The organism is Chitinasiproducens palmae (genome assembly GCF_900095735.1).
Classification (GTDB): Bacteria; Pseudomonadota; Gammaproteobacteria; order Burkholderiales; family Burkholderiaceae; genus Chitinasiproducens; species Chitinasiproducens palmae.
The window spans coordinates 472,371-494,684 of record NZ_FNLO01000001.1; the positions used below are offsets into that span (position 1 = coordinate 472,371).

Below are 22,314 nucleotides of genomic sequence, written 5' to 3' on the forward strand. Positions count from 1 at the left end.
GGCCGGCGCGCCGGTTGGGCGGTTGGCCGCCCCGTACCGCTTGTTGGCGTCGTTCGAACGCTTCATCGAGATCGGAGCGGCGCAGCGTGCCGCTTCGCGTCCAGCACCGATGTCGCGTCAGCGAGCCGTCGTCGCCGTCAAGGCTCCGAAGTCAAAATCACGTGCCAGACGTAGATCGCAGGATCTGCACGTGCCATGTTGGCCTCAGCGGTGCATGACAGGTCCGCTGGCGCGGCTGGCGACGCCGCCACAGTGGCTTGCGTGGCGCGAACCGGCGGGCGCCGTATGAACGGCGCCATTCAATCGTTTCCGCCGGCGTCGAGCCGGCATGCCGATCTGATCGTGTATGGCGGGACGGTGCTGACGCCGAATGGCGCGGAACGGATCGATGTGGCCAGCACGGATGGCCGCATCGTGGCCTTGGGCCAGCTGAAATGGGATTGGAGCGCCGACACGATGCTCGACGCCACCGGTCTGCATGTGCTGCCGGGCATCATCGACAGCCAGGTGCATTTTCGCGAACCGGGTTTGCTGCACAAGGAAAACCTCGAAGCCGGCACGCGTGGCGCGGTACTCGGCGGCGTGACGACCGTGTTCGAGATGCCCAACACGGATCCGTTGACGCTGCATGCCGTCGATCTCGACGCAAAGCGCGCTGCGGCCAGTGGACGCGCTTGGTGTGACTTTGCGTTCTACATCGGGGGCTCCGCGGCGAACGCGGCGCAATTGGCGTCGCTTGAGCGGCTGCCAGCTTGCGCTGGCGTCAAGGTTTTCATGGGCAGCTCGTTCGGCGATCTGCTGGCGGACGACGACGCGGTACTGCGCAGCATCCTTGGCTGCGGATCGCGGCGTGTTGCCGTGCATGCCGAGGACGAGGCGCGCTTGCGGGCACGCAGGGCGATCGTCGAAGCAAGCGGCGACGTACGTGACCATCACGTTTGGCGCGACGTGGGAAGCGCGCTGTTGGCAACGCAGCGGGTCGTCCGTCTCGCCGCGGCAACCGGACGGCGGTTACATATTCTGCACGTGTCCACCGCTGACGAGATGGCCTTCCTGCGTGAGCATCGGCGAAGAGTCACGGTCGAGGTCACGCCCCATCATCTCAGCATGCACGCGCCCGATTGTTACGAGCGGCTGGGCACGCTGGCGCAGATGAATCCGCCGGTTCGCGAGCGATTTCACCAGGACGCGCTCTGGCAGGCGATCCGTGACGGTATGGTGGATGTGATCGGAAGCGACCACGCGCCCCATACTTTGCACGAAAAAGCCAGGCGGTATCCGGCGTCGCCGAGCGGTATGACCGGCGTGCAGACGCTGCTGCCGCTGATGCTCGATCACGTCAACGCCGGTCGGCTCAACCTCTTGCGGCTGGTCGATCTGACCAGCGCCGGACCGGCGCGTGTGTTCGGCCTGGAGGGCAAGGGACGGATCGCGCTGGGCTATGACGCGGACCTGAGTGTCGTCGATCTCAAAGCGCGACGCAAGATTCGCAACGAATGGATCGCAAGCGTGAGCGGTTGGACGCCCTATGACGGCCGACAGGTCACCGGCTGGCCGATCCACACTATCGTGCGGGGCCGTTGCGCGGTCCGTGACGAGTTATTGGTTGGCGAGCCAACTGGACAGGAAGTGTGCTTCCTCGAAGCGTAACCGACGATCGCGTGGCCTTTGCACAGTGAAAGACCTCCGAATTTGCCACCCGCAATCAAGCAGTGCCGGGGGAGGCAGTTTCGCATCGGACGATGGTTTCCTTGGCTGCGCCAAAGGCGACCCAAAGGCGACCCAAATGCGACCCAAATGCGACCCAAATGCGACCCAAATGCGACCCAAATGCGACCCAAATGCGACCCAATGGCGCTGAGATCCGTCAACGCAAGATGAACGACAAGCAGAGGCAAGTGAATGGACCAATATAGCGAGACATCGCATAGCGGTGCGGAAGACGGGCGACTCAAACTGCATGGACGGGTGTCCGTCGCGCAGGTGGAGGAGGGGGTGCAGTTGGCGCCCAGATTCGACAGCGATGGCCTGATTGCTTGCGTGACCACCGACGTGACAAGCGGCGACGTCTTGATGGTCGGATATATGAACCGCGAGGCGCTGGAGCGCACGATCGAGACCGGAGACGCGCACTACTGGAGCCGTGCCCGACAGGTGCTTTGGCGCAAAGGGGCGACGAGCGGGCTGACGCAGAGCGTGGTTGAAATGCGCATCGACGACGACCAGGACGCGGTATGGCTCCGCGTCCGCGTTGCGGGATCTGGGGCAAGTTGCCATGTTGGTTACCGCTCGTGCTTTTACAGACGCGTGCGGACGGGCAACGAACGTAGCGCCGGACACGATCTGGTCTTTACCGAGGAGCACAAGACCTTCGACCCTGCAGAAGTCTATGGCGACGTTGCGAACCCGACCGTGCTTTGAATCGGCGCTGTGTTTCCGGGTGGACCCAGCGCACGGTCCGCTGGTTGCAGCGCGTCGTCGGGTCTCGGGGACCCGCGCATTACCGGCCAGGTCGCCAACAGCGCCAGGCTTCCTGTTCCGCGGTACGCGCAACGAGCCTGCTCTGCTTGGCTGCGAGCGCCGCACGGACCGGCTCGCTTCGCCCGATCATGGGCGATGACCGGCACTTCCGCCCGGCGCGGCCGGATCGATGAGTGGCCGAGGACCGTACGCCCTGCCGAGAATCATGTATGGTCCATATACGTTTCATATAGACGCAGATCCAGACAGGCATGGGCATCGTAAACATCGACGACGAGCTGCACGATCAGTTGCGCAAGGCCAGCGTAGTGAGCTGCCGTTCAATCAACGCGCAGGCCGCGTTCTGGATCAAGATCGGCATGCTTTGCGAGATGAATCCGTCGCAAAGCTTCAACGAGATCGTCGCGCATGAGCTGCGAGCGGCTGGCGTCGTGGCGCAGGCCATCAAAGCGGCGTCGGCATGACCAAACGCCCGGAAGAAATTGCGTTGCTGGCAGAGGCCGGACGGCTGCTCGCGGCGGTGTTCGGTCATCTGGACGGGTTGGCGTTGCTTGGCATGTCGACGATGCAGATCAACGACAGGGCCGATCGCTTCATCGTCGAGACGCTGGGCGCACGGCCGGCAAGCAAGGGGCAGTATGGCTATGCGTATGCGCTCAACGCATCGCGCAACAACGTGGTCTGCCATGGCGTGCCTTCCGATGCCGACGTGCTGTGCAGCGGCGACATCGTGAATTTCGACATCACGCTCGAAAAGAACGGCTTCATCGCGGACTCGAGCAAGACCTATCTGGTCGGCGAGGTGAGCGCGGCCGCCAGGCGGCTGGTCCAGGTGACCTATGAAGCAATGTGGAACGGCATCCGTGCGGTGCGGCCGGGGGCGCGGCTGGGCGACGTGGGCTATGCGATCGAGCGGCATGCGCGCCGCAACGGCTATTCGGTCGTCAGGGAGTACTGCGGCCATGGCATCGGCCGCGAAATGCACGAGGCCCCGGAAGTGCTGCACTGGGGGCAGCGGCACACCGGTTTGGCCCTGCGTGAAGGGATGGTCTTTACCATCGAGCCGATGATCAACCAGGGTCGGGATGCAGTACGCACGGAGGATGATGGCTGGACCGTCGTTACCTGCGATGGTCAGCTGTCGGCACAGTTCGAACACACGGCAGCGGTGACGCATGACGGCGTGCGCGTCCTGACGCTGCGCGCCGACGAAGCCGCGCCCGTCTGACACGCCCGTCTGACACGCCCGTCTGACACGCCCGTCCGACACGCCGAGGACGGGCTCCAGACGCCGTCTGCCCTGATCCCGTTTCGTGTCGTACGGCAAGGCGTGCAGTGCGATCGGCTTCGCGCGAGCCGGCTGGCCCAGGCCAACGGCCAAGCGCCCGTCAGCAGGCGTCAGGCCGTATGGCGCGCGGCAAGCGTCTGCATCATCGCTTCCGCCTCCGGTTCAGACCCCAGCCAGGACGGCGCGGCGTCCGTCCGTCGTGCTGGCGGCAAGGCCTGTGCCGCACACCACGGGTAGGGTAGCGCACCGGCCCACCGGAACACTTCGGCGGCGCGCCGAGCCGGCAGGACCGTCATCGCTTCGATGACGATGTGAAGGTCGGCGATGCGGCCTGCCTGTGACAGCGTCCACTGATACGTTCCCCAGCCGACGCGCAACGCGCCGCCATCTTTCTCGGACATGCAGACAAGCCAGTCGCACGTAAGCGCCTGGACCTCGGATGCCGGCGGCGTGCCGATGCAAAACGTGTACACATTCTCGTAGCGGCGACCGAAGTCGCTGCTCAGGATGCGGGCAATCTCGGACGCACCGTGCGTGACGGCCGGAAAAGCCACGGCTTCGGTCCGCACAGTCATGCGCAACGTGGCGTCGGGCTCGAACGCATCGCCGATGCGATGTGGGCGGTTGCCGTCCTTCGCGGCGATGTACGTTTCGATGGCACGAGCCAATGCGCCCATTGCGTCCTCCGTCGCTTGAACAAGAGTGGCAGTCTAACCCGGCCCAGACGCGGGCGTCGACTCGCCGACAACGTTCGGCAATACCTGCGACGCGGCTGGTTTCGCTTGCGTGGCGGGCCCGACTTCCTCGGCGAGATCGAGGGCTTGCCGTTCGAACAGTCGACGGTACAGTCCATCGGTTCGCCGGACCAGCGCATCATGACTGCCTTCTTCGACCACACGCCCGCGCGACATGACCAGCAGCCGATCGAGCCGTCGCACCGTAGACAGACGGTGCGCAACCACAATCGTCGTGCGTCCGACCATCAGCCGCTCCATGGCCTGTTGGATCAGCACTTCGCTTTCGCTGTCGAGGCTGGACGTTGCCTCGTCGAGCACGAGGATCGGTGCGTCGGCCAGGAATGCGCGCGCGATCGCGATGCGCTGGCGCTCGCCGCCGGATAACTTGACGCCGCGCTCTCCCACCAACGTGTCGTAGCCGTGCGGCAGCGCGGCGATGAACTCGTGCGCGCTCGCCAGGCGGGCCGCGTGCTCGATCTGTGCCTGGCTGGCACCCGGACGGCCATACGCGATGTTCTCGCCAAGCGTGCGGTGGAACAAGATGGGCTCCTGCTGCACGATCGCGATCTGCCGTCTTAGCGATGCCTGCTGCACGTGCGCGATGTCCTGGCCGTCGATGGTGATGCGGCCGCCGCTCAAATCGTGCAGCCGCTGAATCAACTTGATGAACGTCGTCTTGCCGGAACCGGAATGACCAACCAGCCCGATGCGCTCTCCCGGCGCGATGCGCAGGGAGAAATCCTTGAATAGCGGCGGCTGCGACGAGGGCGCACCGCTGTAGCGGAAATCGACGTGCTCGAAGCGGATCTCGCCACGTAGCACGGTCAGCGCCGGCGCGCCGGGCACGTCTTCGACGCCGAGCGGACGACGCGAAAGTGCGACGAGTTCTTCCATGTCGTTGACTGAACGCTGCAGGTTGCGCACGTGCATGCCGACGTCCCGCAGATAGCCACGCAGCATGAAGTACATCGTCAAGGCAAAGGTGATATCGCCAGCACTCGCCTGGTGGCGCGCCCATAACAACAGGCAGACGCCCAGCATCGCCGCCTGCAGCACCAGCAGCATCGCGCCCTGCACGCCGCCGTTCAGCGTCGCGCGGGACCACGACAGACGCGTCCGGCGCCGCCATTTGTCGATGATGCGGCCAAGCCTTGCCTCCTCGCGCGACTCCGCGCCGAAGGCCTTCACCACTGCGTTGCATGTCACCGCATCGGCGAGTGCGCCACCCAGGCGCGTGTCCCATGCATTGCCCAGCCGCGCCGCAGGGGCTACATAGGCCAGCGAGAGCACGACGGTCACGGCGATGAAAATCAGCGCGCAGATACCCAGTACGGCACCCATCAAAGGCCACCGCACGCCGAGCACGATGGTCGCGCCACTGAGCATGACGACCGATGGCAGCAGCGACAGCAGCATCGTATCGTCCAGCAAGTCGACCGCCCACATGCCGCGCGTGACCATGCGTACCGTCGACCCCGCAAAGCTGTTGGCGTGCCAGTCGCTGGAGAAGCGTTGCAGACGGTGGAACGCGTCCGCCGCGATGCCGGTCATGATGCGTAACGTGAAGGTGATGATGTTCCGGTACATCGCCTGGCGGAACACCGTGCCCAGCAGGCCGAGGGCCAGCAGCAGGCCGAGCGCATGCAGCGCTTCATGCCAGACGGCGTGGTCGGCGGGCACACCGGTCGCGACCGCATCGACAAGCCGCCCGGCGAAAATCGGGATGAGAACCTCGGTCAGCGCGGCGAGCAGCGCGAGCGCGCCCACCACGCCGAAGCGCGCGGGCTGGCGGGTCCAGTGGCCGAAGACGAACGTCAAGACGTCGCGGAAAACCTGAGCACGGGAGGTAGAGCGCGGCGTCAGGCGGGAAGTCAGGCGGGAAGAAGACATTCGATGGCAAGGCGGTCGAACCGCGCAGTGTTCGAGACACCGCGCGGCTCAAATTCAAAATCAAAAGGCCGGCGGCAGCGCGTCGGCACCGTGGTGTGCGTCTCTGACACGGCCGATCCGGACATACTTCGCGTGGGTTGCCAGCATGCTTCGAGGGCCGCCCTGAAATCGACCACGTCGCGTCCACGGGGCGCCGGCTGCCGGCCTATGGCACGCCGAACAAGGGGTCGGTAATGCGTGGATAGTGCGTCGGCAATGCGCCGTTGCTGCAACGTTGACCAGCCGCGTGACACCAAGCGCAGGCAGCCGACGCTAACACGACCTCTCAGTCGGCAAGCGTCTATCACGCACCATGCAGAGCGACCGGACGAGTCACATACGAAAATTGATACCGCGTATATGAGGTCGAATCCGCGTTGTGCAAGCGAACCTCGTGCACACAGCTTTGACTCGGGCGGCCGCCGTGAGGCTGGCCAGGGCGCGCCGCCCGCGCATCATCACTGGCGGTGGATGCCTTGGTGGATCAGGCGCAGGCCGAAACCGGCCAGTGCCACGCCGACCACGCGCTCCAGGGTCTGTCCGGCGCGCGCGTAGCCGCGCCGCAATGCCGGGCGGGAAAAAGCGCTGCTCACCACGACGCGCCAGATCGCAGACGTCAGCACGATGCCGGCCCAGGTTGCGAGTCGCACCCGCCAGTCGGTGTCCGGCTTCAGCGTGACCGAAAAGATGCTCGCAAAGAACAGGACCGTCTGCGGATTCGCCAGATCGGTCAACAGGCCGCGACGAAACAGGGCGCCACGAGATGCTGACGCCGGGAACGTGTCCGCATGCGAAGCGATGTCCTGCGGCGCTGCGCGTCTGGCGAGCAACGCGCGCATGCCGTACCAGAATAGATAGGCCCCGCCGCCGATCTTCACCAGTGAAAAAAGAACGCCGCCGTCCGCGATCAGCGTCGCCATGCCGAGTAGTCCGAGTCCCGCATAGATCGCGTCCCCGGCCGCCACGCCAAGACCTGCCATCATGCCACCGGTTCGTCCGTGTGCCAGGCTGGTCTGCACGACGACCAACAGGTTCGGACCCGGACTCAGGAACGTCAGGGCAAAGAGGCCGACGGCTACAAACACGATATGAAATGACATCGAGACACTCGCGGAGCACGGTAGGGTAGTTGGTCACCCGATGATAGGCGATCGAAGACGGGCTGGGAATTTGATTCGTATTTGATCCGTTCGTGAGTGTCTTCCATCGTGCCCTCCCTCAGCCCTCAGCCCTCAGCCCTCCGATCGCAGCCGGTAGTCCCCGGTCCGCAGCCGCCGGGCCCGGCGCGTAACAGCCGGTCGCTGACCCATCCGTCTCAATCGTCGAGCGATTCATGCACGCCGCTGGCGCCCCGTTTCCAATAGCTCGACGCTCGGACCAGCCGCTTGTCCATACGCCGGACTTCGAGCAGGTGCTGTCGGACAGCACGCATCGTCGTGCTTTCGCCACCGGCCCAAGCGTGTCCGATGCCGTCGGGGAGATCAAGTGCCGCTACCGCATCGACCAGTGCCGGCGCACTGCCGTCTGCTTCGGTGGTGACCCATGTGGTCTGTACATCGGCCGCGCTCCTGAAGTCGAGTCGGTCGGCCACGTCGGCTACCGCGGCAACGACGAAGGCGCGCGCACTGGCTGGCAGCGATTCGATGCGACGGCCGATGGCGGGCAGCGCGGTCGCGTCGCCGATCAGCAGGTACCAGTTCAACTCATCCGATACCACGAACGATCCGCGCGGTCCGCCAATGCCGAGTGTCTGGCCTGGAGCCGCCTGCGCCGCCCATGTCGAGGCGGGGCCGTCGCCGTGCAGCACGAACTCGATGTCAAGCGTGCCTGCCGCGTTGTCGTAACGACGCGGCGTGTAATCGCGCGCCACCGGGCGCGGCGCGCCGTCCGGGAAGACCGGTCCGCGCTCTCCCATGCTTGGAAGCACCAGTGGTTCGCCGGGTGGCGGCAGGAAAAGCTTGATGTGATCGTCGAACGATGAGGACACGAAGTCCTTCAGATCGTCGCCAGTGAAGGTAACCGAGAGCAGGTGAGGGGATACATGGCGTACCGTCTGCACTTCGATGCGCCGGAATTTCAGATCGTGCCGCACGCGACTCACGGCGTTGTCGATGTCGATGGTCATGAAAGGTGGCTCCTGGGTGGCGAAGCGCCACGGCATAGGGTGGAATTCGAGACGCGGCGGCCGGCGGCGTCGACGCATACTGCCGTGACGGCCCGGTCGCTGCGCGTCACTCGTCGGAGGGCGGGTTGGTGCGCGGATTGGTGCGCGGATCGGACGCTTCGATCCGCTTGACCGTCTCGCGCAGGAGTGCCGCGATGCGTCGCTGTTCCTCGTGTCCGGCACCGTCTCGCAACAGCAGCGCGCGCTTGAGGGCGCGGCGCGCGTCAACATACTCGTCCAGCCAGCCGTCGGAGGGTGGTGCGTCGTCGCCGTTGCCCTCCGCAGCCGACAGTGCGCGCTGCATGCGCTCCATCCTGCGCGCCAGATGCGCCAGGCGGGCGTGAAGCAGGGCAATGCTCTCCGCTTCAGCCGCCAAATGCTTGCGGCCCGCGTCGGTCAGGGAATAGGACTTTCTGTTTTGATCGACCCGCGCCTCCACCAGGCCGGTGTCTTCGAGAAACGCCAGTGCTGGGTACAGCACGCCAGGACTCGGGCGATAACAACCGCGCGCGCGTGCATCGATGGCCTTGATCAGTTCGTATCCGTGGCTGGGCTGCAGGCCCAGCTCCGCAAGCAGCAGAAGCTGAAGATCGTCGGAAGAAAAGCGTCGGCCGCGGACCAACGGTTCTTCATCGGTTGCGAAGCGCCCTCGGCCACCGATGTCGCCTCGGCCGCCCATGCGATGCAGCATCCTTTGACGCATGTGTTCGTGTTGGAACCAATGGTGTCTCATACAAACTCCATATCGTTAGATGTGTCTAAAGATATATCTTGAGATTCTTTTAGTCAAGCGGGCGGTATCGTTTCTCGTTCGCAAAACAGGTACGGAGCAGCAACGGAAAGCTGAATCAAGTTTGACGTGCGCGGCGATCCGGCGCGACGCTGCGGGGAACGCCTGTCTCGTGGAATCAGCGGGATGCCACCGCGTTAGATAAGAAGAGCCGCTGCTGGCCCTGCCCCCTCATGCCGCCGCCTCATGCCGCCGCCTCCCGTGGCTTGCGCTGTCGACCCAGCGCGACAGCGCTGCGGGGGCCAGAACGAAAATCGAGGCGCGAGCAACACCATGCTGGCGGCGTAGCATCGCGGCCGTTACACCTCGTCCGGTTCCATGGAGCGAGCAGGCGACGCGACGCCCGGGCGAGAAAAGGCCGGGCAGTCCGCCAAGCGATGCTGTAAGGAGCCTTGCCAACGCGCGTGGCTGGACAGTTATGATTCAATCGTCATGGCTGACTTGCCCCGGCCGACTTCTCACCGTCGACTTTGCACCGCCAACTGCTCGCGGCCAACTGCCCACGGCCAGCTGCCCACGGCCAACTGCCCACGGCCAACTGCTCACGGCCAACTGCTCACGGCCAACTGCTCACGGCCGACTTCGCATCGCCAACTGCTCACGGCCAACTGCTCACCGCCAACTGTCACGCCAGAGGGTCCTAGCTGACGCCTCACGGCCGTCGATGCGGCGCGGCGAGCACAACAGACAGTCCGTCACCGGCCCCGTTGCGCTGCGCCCACCAGTGCGTTGCGCGGCTGGGGCGCTCACCGCAAGGTTGGGTCGGACGTCCAAGTAAGAGGGCGCCGAGGAAAGAAAACAGAGGTCAGACCGTAGGTCCATCCCTGTTTATCGACTGCCAAGCCGGGGCGTTCCCGCGGCTTCCAAAGAGAGAGACTTCTCCGCGAGCATTCCACGGGCCGGTTGCGGGAGGAGCCGCTTGCCGCGAGCGCGTCAGGCGACGGCTTATTTGCCAGGGAAGGGCAGATAGCTTGCGAACCAAAGAAACTGCTTGAGTCTGCGGCGAACCGGCCGCTGCCGCTGCCGCTGACGCAACCGCTCGCTTGCGCGGTCGGCATCGGCACAGGGTTGATTCGACGTGTGGTCGCCTCGCACCGAATGCACATTGCGCGCGACCGTGCTGTGCACCTTCCGTTAATGCCGGGCCAATGCTGCCGCTGGCACGCCTCGCCTCTGGCACGAATGCGTGAGACGGTGTAGGAAGGGCATAGATGGCAACAGCGCTTAGACGAACCCAAAGCGAGGGCGGCGGCGCCGTATCAGGCCAGCGCGCGCTCCGGTAAGGGCCGCGCCGCACCGGTCGAGCGTTGCGGCGTCTTGAGCGCGTGTTTCTACGTAGAAAAGTGGCCTGTATCAGTCGGAGCCGCCAGCGCCCGTCCCGTAGAGACCATTCTGGAAGCCGCCGGCACCATCCGACGTTTTGCCGGCGTGCTTGCTACGCTTCTTCCCACCGCGCCCGGACGCCTGCTTCGCGGGCTTCTCCGATCCCTCGTGAATGGCAGTGGTCGATGTGCTGTTGCCGTTCGATACGGTACTCGCGGTCGGTACTTCAGACCCGCGTTGCGCCGCAGTCGACAATGTGCGACTTGCGTCCGGATCGGTCGTGCTGCTGGTCTGGCCCATGCCGGTAGCATTCGGCGGGGCGTTGGTCGTGAACTCCTCGCCGGTCGCGTGTGGACCCGGCTGGTTCGTCACCGGCGTCACGGCCCACGCGCTAGTACAAACCGCGGCCAATGCGAAAGCGGCCACGTTGCGCCGGATGCCGGCGCGGCGCTGGCTCAGGACGACAGGTTCGTGTTGATGGGCGTCGAACAGCTTCGAGATTTGCATGATGGTGTATCCATAAGTCATGCATGGCTGAAGCAGGAATCATGCTCGCTAAGCAACGCGATCGACTGCTGCGAGTGGCGGCAGATCAGCGCGCGACCGGGCCGGCCGGCCGAAAACGTGACACGCGTTGGCGAGCTCGCGGCGTCTGCGACAGCCGCATCAAATGACGCAGCGCGATCAAGGTTCCTAGTGCCTCGAAGCCCGCGGCAGGCACCCACATGATCAATCCGCCAAGACTCTGATCGAACAGCGGTGTCAGGAAAAACGCCCGGCCGCAGAGGTCGAAGATCGGATACAGGTCGCGCTCTGTGAAGGTAATCACAGCGCCGGCGAGAATCTGCGGCACCATCGTCACGATGGGTGACATGACCCGTCCGCCGGGCCGCATCCGCGCAGGCGGCGAGGGCCGATGATCGAGAATTAGCGCCCAGTACATCAAGCCCGTGACGGCAACGCTCCAATTCATCGCATGGTAGATGCGCCAGTCGAGCATCGAGACGAACTGCACGGATGGCACCAACCAGAACAGCACCGCGACGATGAAAAGAATCGTGACGAGGAACGGATTCATCGTCACCGCCGTTGTGCGCTTCCACAACGGATGCCGGCCGACGGTACGCGTCATCCGGCGCCACCGCAGCGGCAATCCGCCGCGCAACACTTCGGCGGGAAAGGCCGCCATCAACAGCAGCGGCGCGAGATGGTGCAAGCCAAGGTGCTGCAGCCGATGCATGAAAAATTGATGCTCCGCGTAGTAATCGAGGTGCGTGTGGAGCAACACATAGAACAGCAGCAGGCCGCTCCAGAAGGCGACATGGCGGCCCGCTTTAATGCAATGGCGCCTGGCGCCGCGCGCGAACAGCCAGCCGGCGAGCGCGATCACCAGCACCAACGGGGCCGACGGTTCCCACGGAACGAAGAAAGAAAGCCACTGCATGACAGGTTACCGCCTTGGACGCAGCCCGCAGTGTAGCAACCAGGCGATCAACCGGTGTCCGAACCCGCAGGTGGGGAGGCGCACCCGCCGCGCGCGGAATGATCGACGGCGCCAGCGGCGCGCCACCGCGCGACTGACGAGGCGCGTGACATCGTGCGCCATCCGCCGCACCATCGCACCACCGCCGTAGCACCGCGTAGTACCGCCGTAGCACCGCGTAGTACCGCCGTAGCACCGCGTAGTACCGCCGTAGTACCGCCGTAGTAGCGCCGTAGTAGCGCCGCCGCGCGCTTGGGCGATCGGGCCGCGGTCTTGCACATCTACCGCGACTCTTGCCGAATGGGCCGACGATTGGTCCGTCAAAGGGTCCGCCAAAGGGTTCGCCGGTCGTACCGCCGGGCGGCAGGCGGGTTGTTTCGCGCGACAAGCGGCGCGAGTCGCAAAGGCGAAAGTTGGCAACGCTGTTGGTAGGCTAGGCGCCATGTCGGGATCCGCCTGCGGCGAGTTGACCCCAGCATACGGGCGCTGCCGAGCGGAGAGGGGCCGAGCGCTGACAGACGCTGCGATCGGCGCGACGCTTCCTGCGCTTCATGCAGTCCGTGTCGCTAGTGCCTTCACACTGGCCGCTCTTGATCTGACCGAGGCGAATCGACGCCGGCGAAGTGCGCGCGTTCCGCACCGCCGGCCGCCTGCCGCCGGCACGATGTCTCTGCGTCGCCCGTGTGGTTTTATCACTGCTGCGTCAGTACTGTGCGCAGGAGGCACGTTCCGACTGCGGCGACGCGACGGAGGGCGGGAGTAGTGGGATATATACTGCATGGTTTCAAATACAATATGCGACGACAAGCCTCACGAAATTTCCCACCGTTTAGCCGGCAGAACAGCAGTGCCGCTATTCGACAGCTTTTAAATGCGGACGCCTTTGCCAAACTGAACTAAACCAAGCCGCTATGCCCGGCACGCGAATGCCGGTGTGCCGACGGCGGGCCTGCGCGGCAGTGTGGTGCGACGCGCTGATAAACGAAAAGCGACCAAGTAGGCGGCCCATTGGGCGCATCGGATGGTGGTTCTTCAAGTTCCGTCCGAACGCACGGCCCGGACGTGGCGCGGATCGAGAGGGCTGCATCACGTGGTGTCTCAGTGTCGTTGCGCCAGCCACTTGGCTCTGACGATCGCAGTTCGCTGCGTCCAGGTGGTCTCACAGTCGACGCGACGCCCAGGCGACGTATAGACGACGTGTAGGCGACGTATAGGCGACGTGTAGGCGACGAAGCAGCCGGGGCAGCGCGCGTAACGACGTCGGATAGATCGCGGAAGCGTATCGATCCTACAGGCCAACGAGCACACGTTCCAAGAACGCTTGCCGAGATCATCGACCGGCGCGAGCGTGCGATGGTGCGCGCGACGCGCGGCGAGGTGCGTGTTTGCCCTGCTATGGACGTGGCCGTCGCGGCGTCGGACAATGCATGCGAATCCGGCAACGCCGATCACTCGACTGGCACAGGCCGCGCGAAGGTAGCTATCGGGAGGCAGCGTCGGGCCCGTCCGGGCTGCCAGCCTGACGGTCCGGAGTGGCGATAGAGTGGCAATGGGAGTGGCGACAAAGCGGCAATAGGGTGGCAGAGGGAAGGCAATGGGGACGCTGTCGTCGCATCGTGGCTACCTCGGACAGCCATTGAGCCGCTTCTCCGGCATCTTGATTTCTGCCGATCCGCCTCGACATGGTAGGCCACTGCGTGCATGACTCTCTGACCGCCGTGCCGTACGCGAGCGACCGCGTGAAGCAGGTGCAGCGCGCGACCGCGTGCAACGGTCGTCAGGCAAACATCAACGATGGCAAACGACGCGAGGCGACATCGTCTTCGCCGCAACGGAGGCACGACATGCTCACGCAGCTCAGCAGTCAGTATGGCGTTCTACTGGTGTTCGCCAGCGTGCTCGCGACGACGCTCGGCTTGCCCATCCCGGCGCTGCCGACGGTTATCGTGGTTGCCGCGGGAATCGCGACGGCAACGGCAACGCCGCAGTGGTCTCTGCTCGCCGTGTTTTTCGCCTCGCTGTTCGCCAGCATGATCGGCGACGGCGTCTGGTATCTGTTGGGCGGGCGCTATGGCCTGACGACGCTCAAAACGCTTTGCCGGATGTCGCTCTCGCGCGACACGTGCGTGCGGCAGACCGAGCGCTTCTTCATCCAGTGGGGCGTACGGGTCCTCGCGGTGGCGAAGTTCATTCCGGGCCTGTCGATGGTGGCTGTGCCGTTGGCCGGCGCCATGCGGGTGCCGTTGCGTGCCTTCGCCACCTACGCGGTGATCGGCGCCGCCTTGTGGGCGGCGGTCGGCGTGGCCGTCGGTGCACTGTTTGCACGTCAACTCGACGGCGTGCTGTCGTTCATTGCCGAAACGGGTCGGGACGCGGCGCTGGTAGCCGTCGTTCTGGTTGCGCTCTACATCGCTTATCGTTTTTGGCGTCGCCGCATGCTGCTTCGCGAAATCGACGCCGTGCGGATCGATGTCGACACGCTTTACGAAATGATGGAGGCGGAGCTGACGCCGCTCGTGCTGGACGTGCGCACCGCACACACGCGCGGTTTCGATGGCGAAATGATCCGGGGCGCGCAGGTCTACGAGCGTGGTGCGGACCCTGCGACGCTGAAGCACGTGCCGCGCGAGCGTGCAATCGTCGTCTACTGTGCCTGTCCGAACGAAGTGTCCGCGGCGCAGGTTGCGCAGCGCCTGCGCGCCGCCGGTTTTGCGACCGTTCATGTGCTTCGCGGCGGCGCCGACGCATGGCGGGCAGCGGGCTATCCGATGGATGCGGAGTCGCTGACTCAACAGGCGGTCGGCGGTGCACCTCGCCTTGCCAGCGCAGGTGGCGCTGGCGGGTGAATGCCGTATGGCGATGCCCGCATGTTTCGTCGCAGGCGGACCGTAGAAGCGCGACGGCAGGACCGATGCCGCGGTCTGCCGCCGCATGTTGTGGGCGGCAGCGCCCGGCGGGCTGGCGCGTGGCCGCCGATGGCCGCCGATGGCCGCCAAGCGACGCGGACTGCGCCAGCTCCCTTGCAAACTGGATCGTTAGCGGATCGTTAGCCGTTCGTCATGTCGTCGGTAGTCCGTCGGTAGTCCAGCGTCAGGCCATGGTTGGCCGGGTGTGGCAGGCGACTGTCGGCCGAGCGCCCGAATCTCGCGCGGCGACACCTGTCTCGAATACTGCCCTCATTGGCGTGGTCCGCGTTCGGCAACGCGTCGATTGATGGAACGCGCGTTGCGGGTGCGCGGGCATTCCGTGTGTCGAGCGAGCGCGGTATCTCGACGTTACTGCCCGACAGTCGCCGAGTGGTGCGACGGTGGCAAACATAATTGTCGCCACGGGTTTACCATGCCTGCTGGACTCACGGCTGTGCCACCCCCGGCAGCGCCCGCCCGAGGCGGCCTGTGTCGCGCAATGCGATCGCCTGATCCTTTCCGATGACGAACGTCATTGTTCATCCAGAACCCCGGAGCAAAACCAACATGAGTCAAGCCTACGGTTTCGCGGCTTACGCGGCTGACAAGCCCTTCGCACCGATCACGTTCGAGCGGCGCGAACCCGGGCCCTACGACGTCCAGATCGAAATCCTGTTTTGCGGCGTGTGCCATTCCGACCTGCACACCGCGCGCAGCGAATGGGAAGGCACTGTCTACCCGGTCGTGCCCGGGCACGAAATCATCGGCCGTGTCACTGCGGTGGGCGGGCAGGTGAGCAAGTTCAAAGTCGGACAGCTGGCCGGTGTCGGCTGCATGGTCGATTCGTGTCGCACCTGCCCCTCGTGTCAGGAAGGGCTGGAGCAATACTGTGAAGCGCCGGAGGGTTTCATCGGCACTTACAACGCCTCGGACAAGCACCTCGGCGGCGTCACATACGGTGGTTATTCGTCGTCGATCGTCGTAGACGAGGCCTACACGCTGACGATTCCGGACAACCTCGACCCCGCGGCGGCCGCGCCGCTGCTGTGCGCGGGTATCACCACCTATTCGCCACTGCGGCACTGGAAGGTCGGGCCGGGACAGAAGGTCGGCATCGTCGGTCTCGGCGGCCTCGGTCACATGGGTGTGAAGCTCGCCGCGGCGATGGGAGCCCATGTCGTGTTGTTCACCACCTCGCCTGGCAAGACGGAAGACGCGAAGCGCCTCGGCGCGAAAGAGGTCGTGGTGTCGAAGGATGCCGAGCAGATGGCCGCTCACGCCAATTCGTTCGATTTCATCCTCAACACGGTCGCCGCATCGCACAACCTCGATGCGTTCCTGGCGTTGCTCAAGCGTGACGGCACCATGACACTGGTCGGCGTGCCCGAACATCCGCACCCGTCGCCGACTGTCGCCAACCTGATCTTCAAGCGGCGTGCGCTGGCGGGGTCGTTGATCGGCGGCATTGCCGAAACGCAGGAGATGCTGGATTTCTGCGGACAGCACGGCATCACGTCGGACATCGAGAAGATCGCTATCGAACAGATCGACACCGCGTATCAACGCATGACGCACAGCGACGTGAAGTACCGCTTCGTCATCGACATGTCGACACTGTCCGCGCAGGCGAGCTGAGCGCGGCAGCCGCCGCGAGGCGAAGTCAGCCACCGTGCCGCTGACGCTCGAGGAAGCGGCACGGTGGCGCGGCGGCGGGGGGCACGCACTGTTGCGGGCCCGCAGTTCAGCGGTCGCCGCCTTGCGCAAGCCGCTCGTGCTGTTCGCGGCCGCCGAACAGGGGGCGCACCGACAGCGCGCACACGGCCGCCGCGAGCCAGACCGCGGGCCAGCCGAGGTGAGTGAGAAATTGTGCGCATGCCACCGGCGCGGCGAAGTTCGCAAGGAACACAGCGGTGTTCGTGATGCCGAGGGCCGTGCCCGCCCGGTTGACGCCCGCGACGCCGCCCACCTCCGCGTACGCCACGCCGTGCCAGGCGGAAATGCATACGCCGCTCAGGAACAGCATCAGCACACAGAACGCGGCGCCGCCACCGGGGACGCCGTGCATCACGCGCGCAACCGGATCGAACGCCGACAGGCCGAGCACCGCGAACACCGCTGCGTTCAACAGGCAGGCCCTGCGCAAAAAGGCGCGTCGGTCGCCGCGACGGTCGCTACGCCGTCCGCACAGGATGCGGGCAACCATCGATGCGACCTGCAGTGCGACGATCACCAGCGCTGCGTGCGCGGCACTCAGACCGGCGTGATCATGCAGAAACAGCACGCCGAACGCGAGCACCGCGAATTGCGGCGCACACAGCAGGCCCGTACCCAGCGCCAGCCGCCAGATCTCGCGGTCGCGCAACGCTGCACGTGGTCCATCGGCTGATGCCAGCAATGTCTTGCGGCCGACACGATGGCGTTCGTCGGCGGGACTCGAACCGCTTACCGGTGCCGCCTCCTTCAGCCAGATCACGACCGCGGCCAGGCTGCCGGCCGTGAGCGCGGCCAGCATCGTAAAGCCCGCCGCCATCCCATAACGATTGCAAAGTACCGGCAGCAGCAGCGCGCCCAGCGCACCGCCCAACGGGATTGCCGTCTGCCGAACGCTCATTGCCATGCCACGCTCATGCGGTGGAAAGTTCTGCAGGATCGCGCGGCCGCTCGCGCCGTTCACACTGCCACCGAAAACACCCAACACGAAAAGGCCGGCCCCGAGCGCCACGCGGGCACCGCTGCCGCCCGGAACAGCGGCACTGGCCCACGCCAACACGCCAAGCATCAGTGCCGTGCCGCCGAGGCCGGTGATCAGCACCGGGCGGTCGCCCCACCGATCCGTGAGCGCCCCCCACGGCAACTCGCTGACGGCGATGCCCAGGCCCATGGCGCCGAGCAGCCAACCGAGCTGGACAGCATCGAGTCCAAACTGCGCGCGCAGCGCAATGGCGGCTGTTGGGAGACCGTTGAACGTGGCGGAAAACGCGGTGTTGGCTGCCACGCCGACAGCCAAAATAAGCCACCGGCGTGACGGCAGCCGGGTGCTGACACAGGGTGATGACATGCGCGAATTCCTCGAGGGAAGCCGTGAGAGGAGTGCAACCTTGGCAGGAATTTTCCACCAGCGGTATTGCTTTGAATATCAGATAATTCAGGGCATACCATTCCATAAACCGGGACGATGATGCGCAAGACCAATCTTGACCTCGATGCGCTGCGCAGTTTCGTGGCCGGCGTTGAATTGGGCAGCTTCGCTCGCGCCGCCGACCGGCTCGGCCGTTCGACCTCGGCGCTCAGCGCGCAGTTGCGCAAGCTCGAGACGCAGGTCGACCAGACGCTATTCATCAAGGCCGGCCGCGGCCTCGCGTTGACCGACGCGGGCGAGCGCCTGCTCGACTATGCGCGTCGCATGCTCGAACTGAACGATGAAGTCAGCATGGCGTTGCGCGGCGACGGACTCGCCGGCGAGGTCAGGATCGGACTGCAGGCCGACTTCGGCGAACACGCGCTGCCGGCCGTGCTGGCCCGCTTCGGGAGAGCGCACCCGGGCGTGGCATTGCGCGTCAACATCGCCCGTAGCAGCGATCTGCAAGCGCAGGTCGACGACGGTCGCCTCGATCTGGCCTTGCTGTGGAGCGTGGGAGAAGCGGCCGCCGGTGAGCGCCGCCTGGCCGACGTGCCACTGCACTGGATTGGCAATGCGATGCGCATTCCGGTGTCCGACGCGGCGCCGCTGCCGGTGGCGCTGATGGATGCACCTTGCCCATTGCGCACGATCGCGATTTCGGCCCTCGACGGGGCCGGGCGGCCCTGGCGTCAGGTCTTGGGCAGCGCGAGCGTGGCCGCGCTGTGGGCGGCGGCTGCCGCCGGGCTTGCGCTCACCGTTCGAACGCGGATCGGGCTGCCTGCGTCGCTGCGCGTGCTCGACGCCGACGAAGCCGGCTTGCCGCCGCTGCCAACCCTCGGCCTGTCCTTGCGCGGATCTTCGTTCGAAACTGCGCGCTCGCCGGCGTGTCGACGGCTCGCGGCGATGCTGATCGACGCGGCGACGGAAATGGCCATACGTGCAAACGGTGTGCTGACCGACGCGGCGTCGTCGCCGGCGCTGTCCTTCGATCAGGACGGTCGAGACGAGCACGAAGGGGCGACGACGCGCGCGGACGAGTCCGTGCTGCCTGCCTGACCGCGCGCACCGTTGCGCTAGCCGGGCACCGGATCGGAGCGCCGTGGATGCGCTGCGCTGTCGCCCGCGCGCGGCTTCACGAATGTGGTACGCCGGCGCGGCTGTCTCGCTGGCCGGCCGGTGGCAGCCGCTCAGCGCCGCGGTGCGGCAGTCTTGCCCACGTCGTAATGACGGTGCTGGTCCTCGTCGTCGCTTTCGCTGCCGATTTCGCTGCCGATTTCGCTGCCGATTTCGCTGCCGGTTTCGCGTTCGTTTTTGTTGTCGTCTTCATCAATGCCCGCTTCGCGCAACAGCCAGTCGCGGAACGTCCGAATCTTGTCGCCCGCATTCGCGCGGTACGACAGAAAATGAGTCTCACGGCGCAACGGCACGAAAACGTCCGCCCCCAGTTCGATCAGGTCGCCACGCAGCAGTTCGCGCTCCGCGAAGCGCTCTGTTTCGAGCGCGACGCCCATGCCATCCACCGCTGCCGACACCGACAACGCTGCGCGATCGAACGATGGCCGAGCGCGCGCCGGCAGCGTGAGCCCGTTCGATGCGAACCAATCCTGCCAGGTCACTCGGCTGAGCTGCGAGTCGATCAGGGTCAGCTTGCAGATCAGGCTTTCGACCGCAACGCCAGGTCTCAGCAGCGAGGGAGAGCAGAGCGGCACGATGCGCTCGGCGCCAAGTGCGCGGGTGACAATGCCGGCACGCTCGCGCGCGAAACCATACGAGATGGCGATGTCGATCTCCCTTGCTTGCGTCAGATCAGCCGGCTCCGCGTCCGAGGTGAGGCGGATCGTGACGTCCGGGTGGGCGTGCATGAAGCCGGCGAGGCGAGGGCCGAGCCATTTGACCGCGAACGTGGGGGCGGCATGCACCGCGAGCACTTCGGCGTTCGGCGATAGCGCGACTTCCGCGCAGGCGGCTTCGATGACATCGAACACGCGCGCCAGACTCGCCTGCAGGCGCACGCCTTCCGAGGTCGTTTCCACCCGTCGGTTGCGTCGGTGGAACAGCGCGCGGCCGAAGTAGATCTCCAGTTCCTTGATCTGATGGCTGATTGCCGAGGGCGTAAGGTGAAGCTCGTCGGCAGCCAGCGTGAAACTCTGCAGCCTGGCGGCTGCTTCGAACGCGCGCAACAGCACGAAATTCGGGATGCGTCTCATCGGCGCGTGTCAGTGGCAGGTGCTGTCATGCTTGCCTGAAGCGCACGGCTTGTCAATCGACAGTCCCCTCGGGCACCTTGTGCTTCGGCGCACCATTGTCTACATTCGAAGAGCGTCGCGCGGCTACGCGGTCACGCGATGGGCACTGCCGGGTTTTTCCGGCTCCGCCGCCTCTCACCGGAGCACGACGATGCTGCGCTTTCTGAGATCCTCCACAGCCGCCGCCGTCGCGGCAGATGATTTGAGGCTGGACCGTAGCGATCCTGTCAACGCGGCGCGGCACGCAGTGGGCGACAGCGCCGCCCCGCGCACCGTGGATACGTGTGCGGAATGCGGCTACTTCCATCAGCAATACGCATACGAGACCTTCACGTCTGGCCCCGACCTGCCCATGCGACCCTGAGCGTCGCGTCGACCGTGCTCCCCGGTTATAAGCTTCGGCCGAATTCTTCGTTGTCAGCGCTGCGCGCACACTCTAAGGTGAGCGTTTAGTCTCGCAAGCCACCCCGCAAGCCGGTTTCAAGCCAGTCTCGGACAGCATCGCGCCACGTGCCGCAAGCGCTGTCCGAACGCTGCCGGCTGGGCGCAGGATTGCTGCAGCCTGCGGGACGGCAATTGTTCGAGGAAAACGCCTCATGTCCACCATTGCGACGCCAGACGGGGACGCGTCGCCGCGTTTGGCCGGTGCCAGCCGGCTCGGCGCTCATCCGCAGCTTTCCGAAGCGATCGGTTTCGACAGTCGGGGGGAAGCGTATGCCGAAATCGCCGGTGCGCGTCAGGGCAGCCGCTTTGCCCCGGTCTTGCGCATCGACGATCTCGCTTCGCCGGTGTCGGTGGCCTTGCACGCGCACGCGCGGCCGGAGGCCCAATCGTCGCGCGACGCGGTATCGGTCGATCCGCTCGATCGTATCGAAGACACCCAGCAGTTGATCGACGCGGATCGCATCCTGCGCATCGTGCACACGCTGAACTTCGAGAACCGTGGCGTCGCCGACGTGGCGACGCGTCTGCTGCTGCCGGTGCACGAACGGCTGCTCAAAAGCGTGCGTTACGATCATGGCAAGCATTTCGCGGGGGTGCTGCGCAGTCTCGATATTGACCCGGCGCGGATCGTGATCGAAATTCCGCCGGCCGCCGCTGCTCATCCGACACTGCTGGCGTACGTGACCGGCAGTTATCGCGCGCACGGTTTTCAGGTTGCGGCGAACGTGGCCGACGCCGGCCGTCTGCTCACCCTGCAATCCCCGGACGCGCCCGACTATGTCGTGCTTGATGCGAGCTCGGCCATTCGCGGTGCGCTGGTGAGACCAGCGCTCGACTACGCCGCTCGCTTTGGCCTGCGGCTGGTGTTCGACGGGGTTGCGGACGCCGATGCCGTCGCCCAGCTTCACGGGCTGGGCGCGCGCTATATCGAGATGGCAGCGCCGGCGCACGCCTGAAGCCGATGCCCGCGGGCGCTTCCGTGCCCCGCGGACGCGCGAGCAGCGTCGGCCGGCTCTATCACGTCCTTGATTACGCTCTTGATCACGGCCTTGATCACGCCCTTGATCACGGCCTTGATCACGCCTTTGTTGCGCCCCTATTGCGCCCCTATTGCGGCAAATCACACGCGCGTATTGCCCCCGTATTGTGCCCACAGCGCGCGCTCGGATTGCGTGCGCCGATCACGTTTCCGCTTAAACTGTCCGGCTCGCTGCGAGCGCGGCTCGGCCAACTCAGGCGTACGACACTCGTTTGCGCGGCCTGGGGGCGCCTGTACATGGCTGGCGCCGTGCTGCGCGTCGCAGCGGACGTTGCCGGTCCGGCTACACCTCGGTCCTATGCGCATCGACGAAGCGGCCTGGCCGCAGATTGGCAAGCGGGATTTGCCGTCAACCGCCCGGCG

18 protein-coding genes are annotated in these 22,314 nt (G+C 65.4%); 9 read left to right on the forward strand and 9 right to left on the reverse strand.

Features of this window, described 5'->3' with window-relative positions; translation table 11 throughout:
• Positions 1-285: 285 nt before the first annotated feature.
• The 4 genes from BLU54_RS01745 to map all read left to right on the forward strand — a co-directional run bounded on the left by BLU54_RS01745 (position 286) and on the right by map (position 3,709).
• Positions 286-1,650, forward strand: coding sequence for a dihydroorotase (locus tag BLU54_RS01745; protein ID WP_091903926.1), 1,365 nt, complete (start codon positions 286-288; stop codon positions 1,648-1,650).
• A gap of 318 nt (positions 1,651-1,968) precedes the next feature.
• Positions 1,969-2,421, forward strand: coding sequence for a phosphoribosyl-AMP cyclohydrolase (hisI, locus tag BLU54_RS01750; protein ID WP_407919387.1), 453 nt, complete (start codon positions 1,969-1,971; stop codon positions 2,419-2,421).
• 311 nt (positions 2,422-2,732) lie between these two features.
• Positions 2,733-2,945, forward strand: a complete 213-nt coding sequence (locus BLU54_RS01755) for a ParD-like family protein (protein ID WP_091903930.1) — start codon at positions 2,733-2,735, stop codon at positions 2,943-2,945.
• Positions 2,942-3,709: a type I methionyl aminopeptidase gene (map, locus tag BLU54_RS01760; RefSeq protein ID WP_091903932.1), complete on the forward strand. Its 768-nt coding sequence runs from the start codon at positions 2,942-2,944 to the stop codon at positions 3,707-3,709. Before BLU54_RS01755 ends, map begins: the two co-directional genes overlap by 4 nt.
• A 170-nt stretch (positions 3,710-3,879) precedes the next feature.
• On the opposite strand, the gene BLU54_RS01765 is transcribed toward map, so the two are convergent.
• The 7 genes from BLU54_RS01765 to BLU54_RS01800 all read right to left on the reverse strand — a co-directional run bounded on the left by BLU54_RS01765 (position 3,880) and on the right by BLU54_RS01800 (position 12,156).
• On the reverse strand, positions 3,880-4,446 hold the full coding sequence (locus tag BLU54_RS01765) for a hypothetical protein (protein ID WP_211435281.1): 567 nt from the start codon (positions 4,444-4,446) through the stop codon (positions 3,880-3,882).
• Between the two features lie 33 nt (positions 4,447-4,479).
• Entirely contained in the window at positions 4,480-6,396 is a 1,917-nt protein-coding gene (locus BLU54_RS01770) for an ABC transporter ATP-binding protein (RefSeq protein WP_091903934.1), read from the reverse strand.
• A 497-nt stretch (positions 6,397-6,893) separates the two neighbouring features.
• Positions 6,894-7,535, reverse strand: coding sequence for a homoserine/threonine efflux transporter (locus BLU54_RS01775; RefSeq protein ID WP_091903936.1), 642 nt, complete (start codon positions 7,533-7,535; stop codon positions 6,894-6,896).
• A 215-nt stretch (positions 7,536-7,750) separates the two neighbouring features.
• On the reverse strand, positions 7,751-8,560 hold the full coding sequence (locus BLU54_RS01780; RefSeq protein WP_091904488.1) for a siderophore-interacting protein: 810 nt from the start codon (positions 8,558-8,560) through the stop codon (positions 7,751-7,753).
• 106 nt (positions 8,561-8,666) lie between these two features.
• On the reverse strand, positions 8,667-9,332 hold the full coding sequence (locus tag BLU54_RS01785) for a PadR family transcriptional regulator (protein WP_091903937.1): 666 nt from the start codon (positions 9,330-9,332) through the stop codon (positions 8,667-8,669).
• Positions 9,333-10,742: 1,410 nt separating this feature from the next.
• Positions 10,743-11,219 (reverse strand): hypothetical protein, encoded by a 477-nt coding sequence (locus tag BLU54_RS01795; RefSeq protein WP_139169402.1) that lies wholly within the window; start codon positions 11,217-11,219, stop codon positions 10,743-10,745.
• An 85-nt stretch (positions 11,220-11,304) separates the two neighbouring features.
• Positions 11,305-12,156 (reverse strand): cytochrome c oxidase assembly protein, encoded by an 852-nt coding sequence (locus tag BLU54_RS01800; RefSeq protein ID WP_091903942.1) that lies wholly within the window; start codon positions 12,154-12,156, stop codon positions 11,305-11,307.
• Positions 12,157-14,039: 1,883 nt separating this feature from the next.
• On the opposite strand from BLU54_RS01800, the gene BLU54_RS01805 reads away from it, so the two are divergent.
• Both BLU54_RS01805 and BLU54_RS01810 read left to right on the forward strand, forming a co-directional pair.
• The gene (locus BLU54_RS01805) at positions 14,040-15,041 is read left to right on the forward strand and encodes a rhodanese-like domain-containing protein (RefSeq protein WP_091904490.1); all 1,002 of its coding nucleotides are present in this window, start codon (positions 14,040-14,042) and stop codon (positions 15,039-15,041) included.
• Positions 15,042-15,668: 627 nt separating this feature from the next.
• Positions 15,669-16,736, forward strand: coding sequence for an NAD(P)-dependent alcohol dehydrogenase (locus tag BLU54_RS01810; protein WP_091903944.1), 1,068 nt, complete (start codon positions 15,669-15,671; stop codon positions 16,734-16,736).
• A 106-nt stretch (positions 16,737-16,842) separates the two neighbouring features.
• Here BLU54_RS01810 and BLU54_RS01815 read toward each other — a convergent pair whose 3' ends face one another.
• Positions 16,843-18,096, reverse strand: coding sequence for an MFS transporter (locus BLU54_RS01815; RefSeq protein ID WP_235837742.1), 1,254 nt, complete (start codon positions 18,094-18,096; stop codon positions 16,843-16,845).
• Between the two features lie 183 nt (positions 18,097-18,279).
• On the opposite strand from BLU54_RS01815, the gene BLU54_RS01820 reads away from it, so the two are divergent.
• Positions 18,280-19,278, forward strand: a complete 999-nt coding sequence (locus BLU54_RS01820; RefSeq protein WP_091904492.1) for a LysR substrate-binding domain-containing protein — start codon at positions 18,280-18,282, stop codon at positions 19,276-19,278.
• A gap of 131 nt (positions 19,279-19,409) precedes the next feature.
• Here the strand turns inward: BLU54_RS01820 and BLU54_RS01825 are convergent, their stop codons facing one another.
• Positions 19,410-20,429: a LysR substrate-binding domain-containing protein gene (locus BLU54_RS01825; RefSeq protein ID WP_091903948.1), complete on the reverse strand. Its 1,020-nt coding sequence runs from the start codon at positions 20,427-20,429 to the stop codon at positions 19,410-19,412.
• 190 nt (positions 20,430-20,619) lie between these two features.
• Between BLU54_RS01825 and BLU54_RS23075 the strand changes: the two genes are divergently transcribed.
• Positions 20,620-20,832, forward strand: coding sequence for a hypothetical protein (locus BLU54_RS23075; RefSeq protein WP_139169405.1), 213 nt, complete (start codon positions 20,620-20,622; stop codon positions 20,830-20,832).
• Between the two features lie 232 nt (positions 20,833-21,064).
• Positions 21,065-21,868, forward strand: a complete 804-nt coding sequence (locus BLU54_RS01830) for an EAL domain-containing protein (protein WP_091903950.1) — start codon at positions 21,065-21,067, stop codon at positions 21,866-21,868.
• The last annotated feature ends 446 nt before the right edge of the window (positions 21,869-22,314 follow it).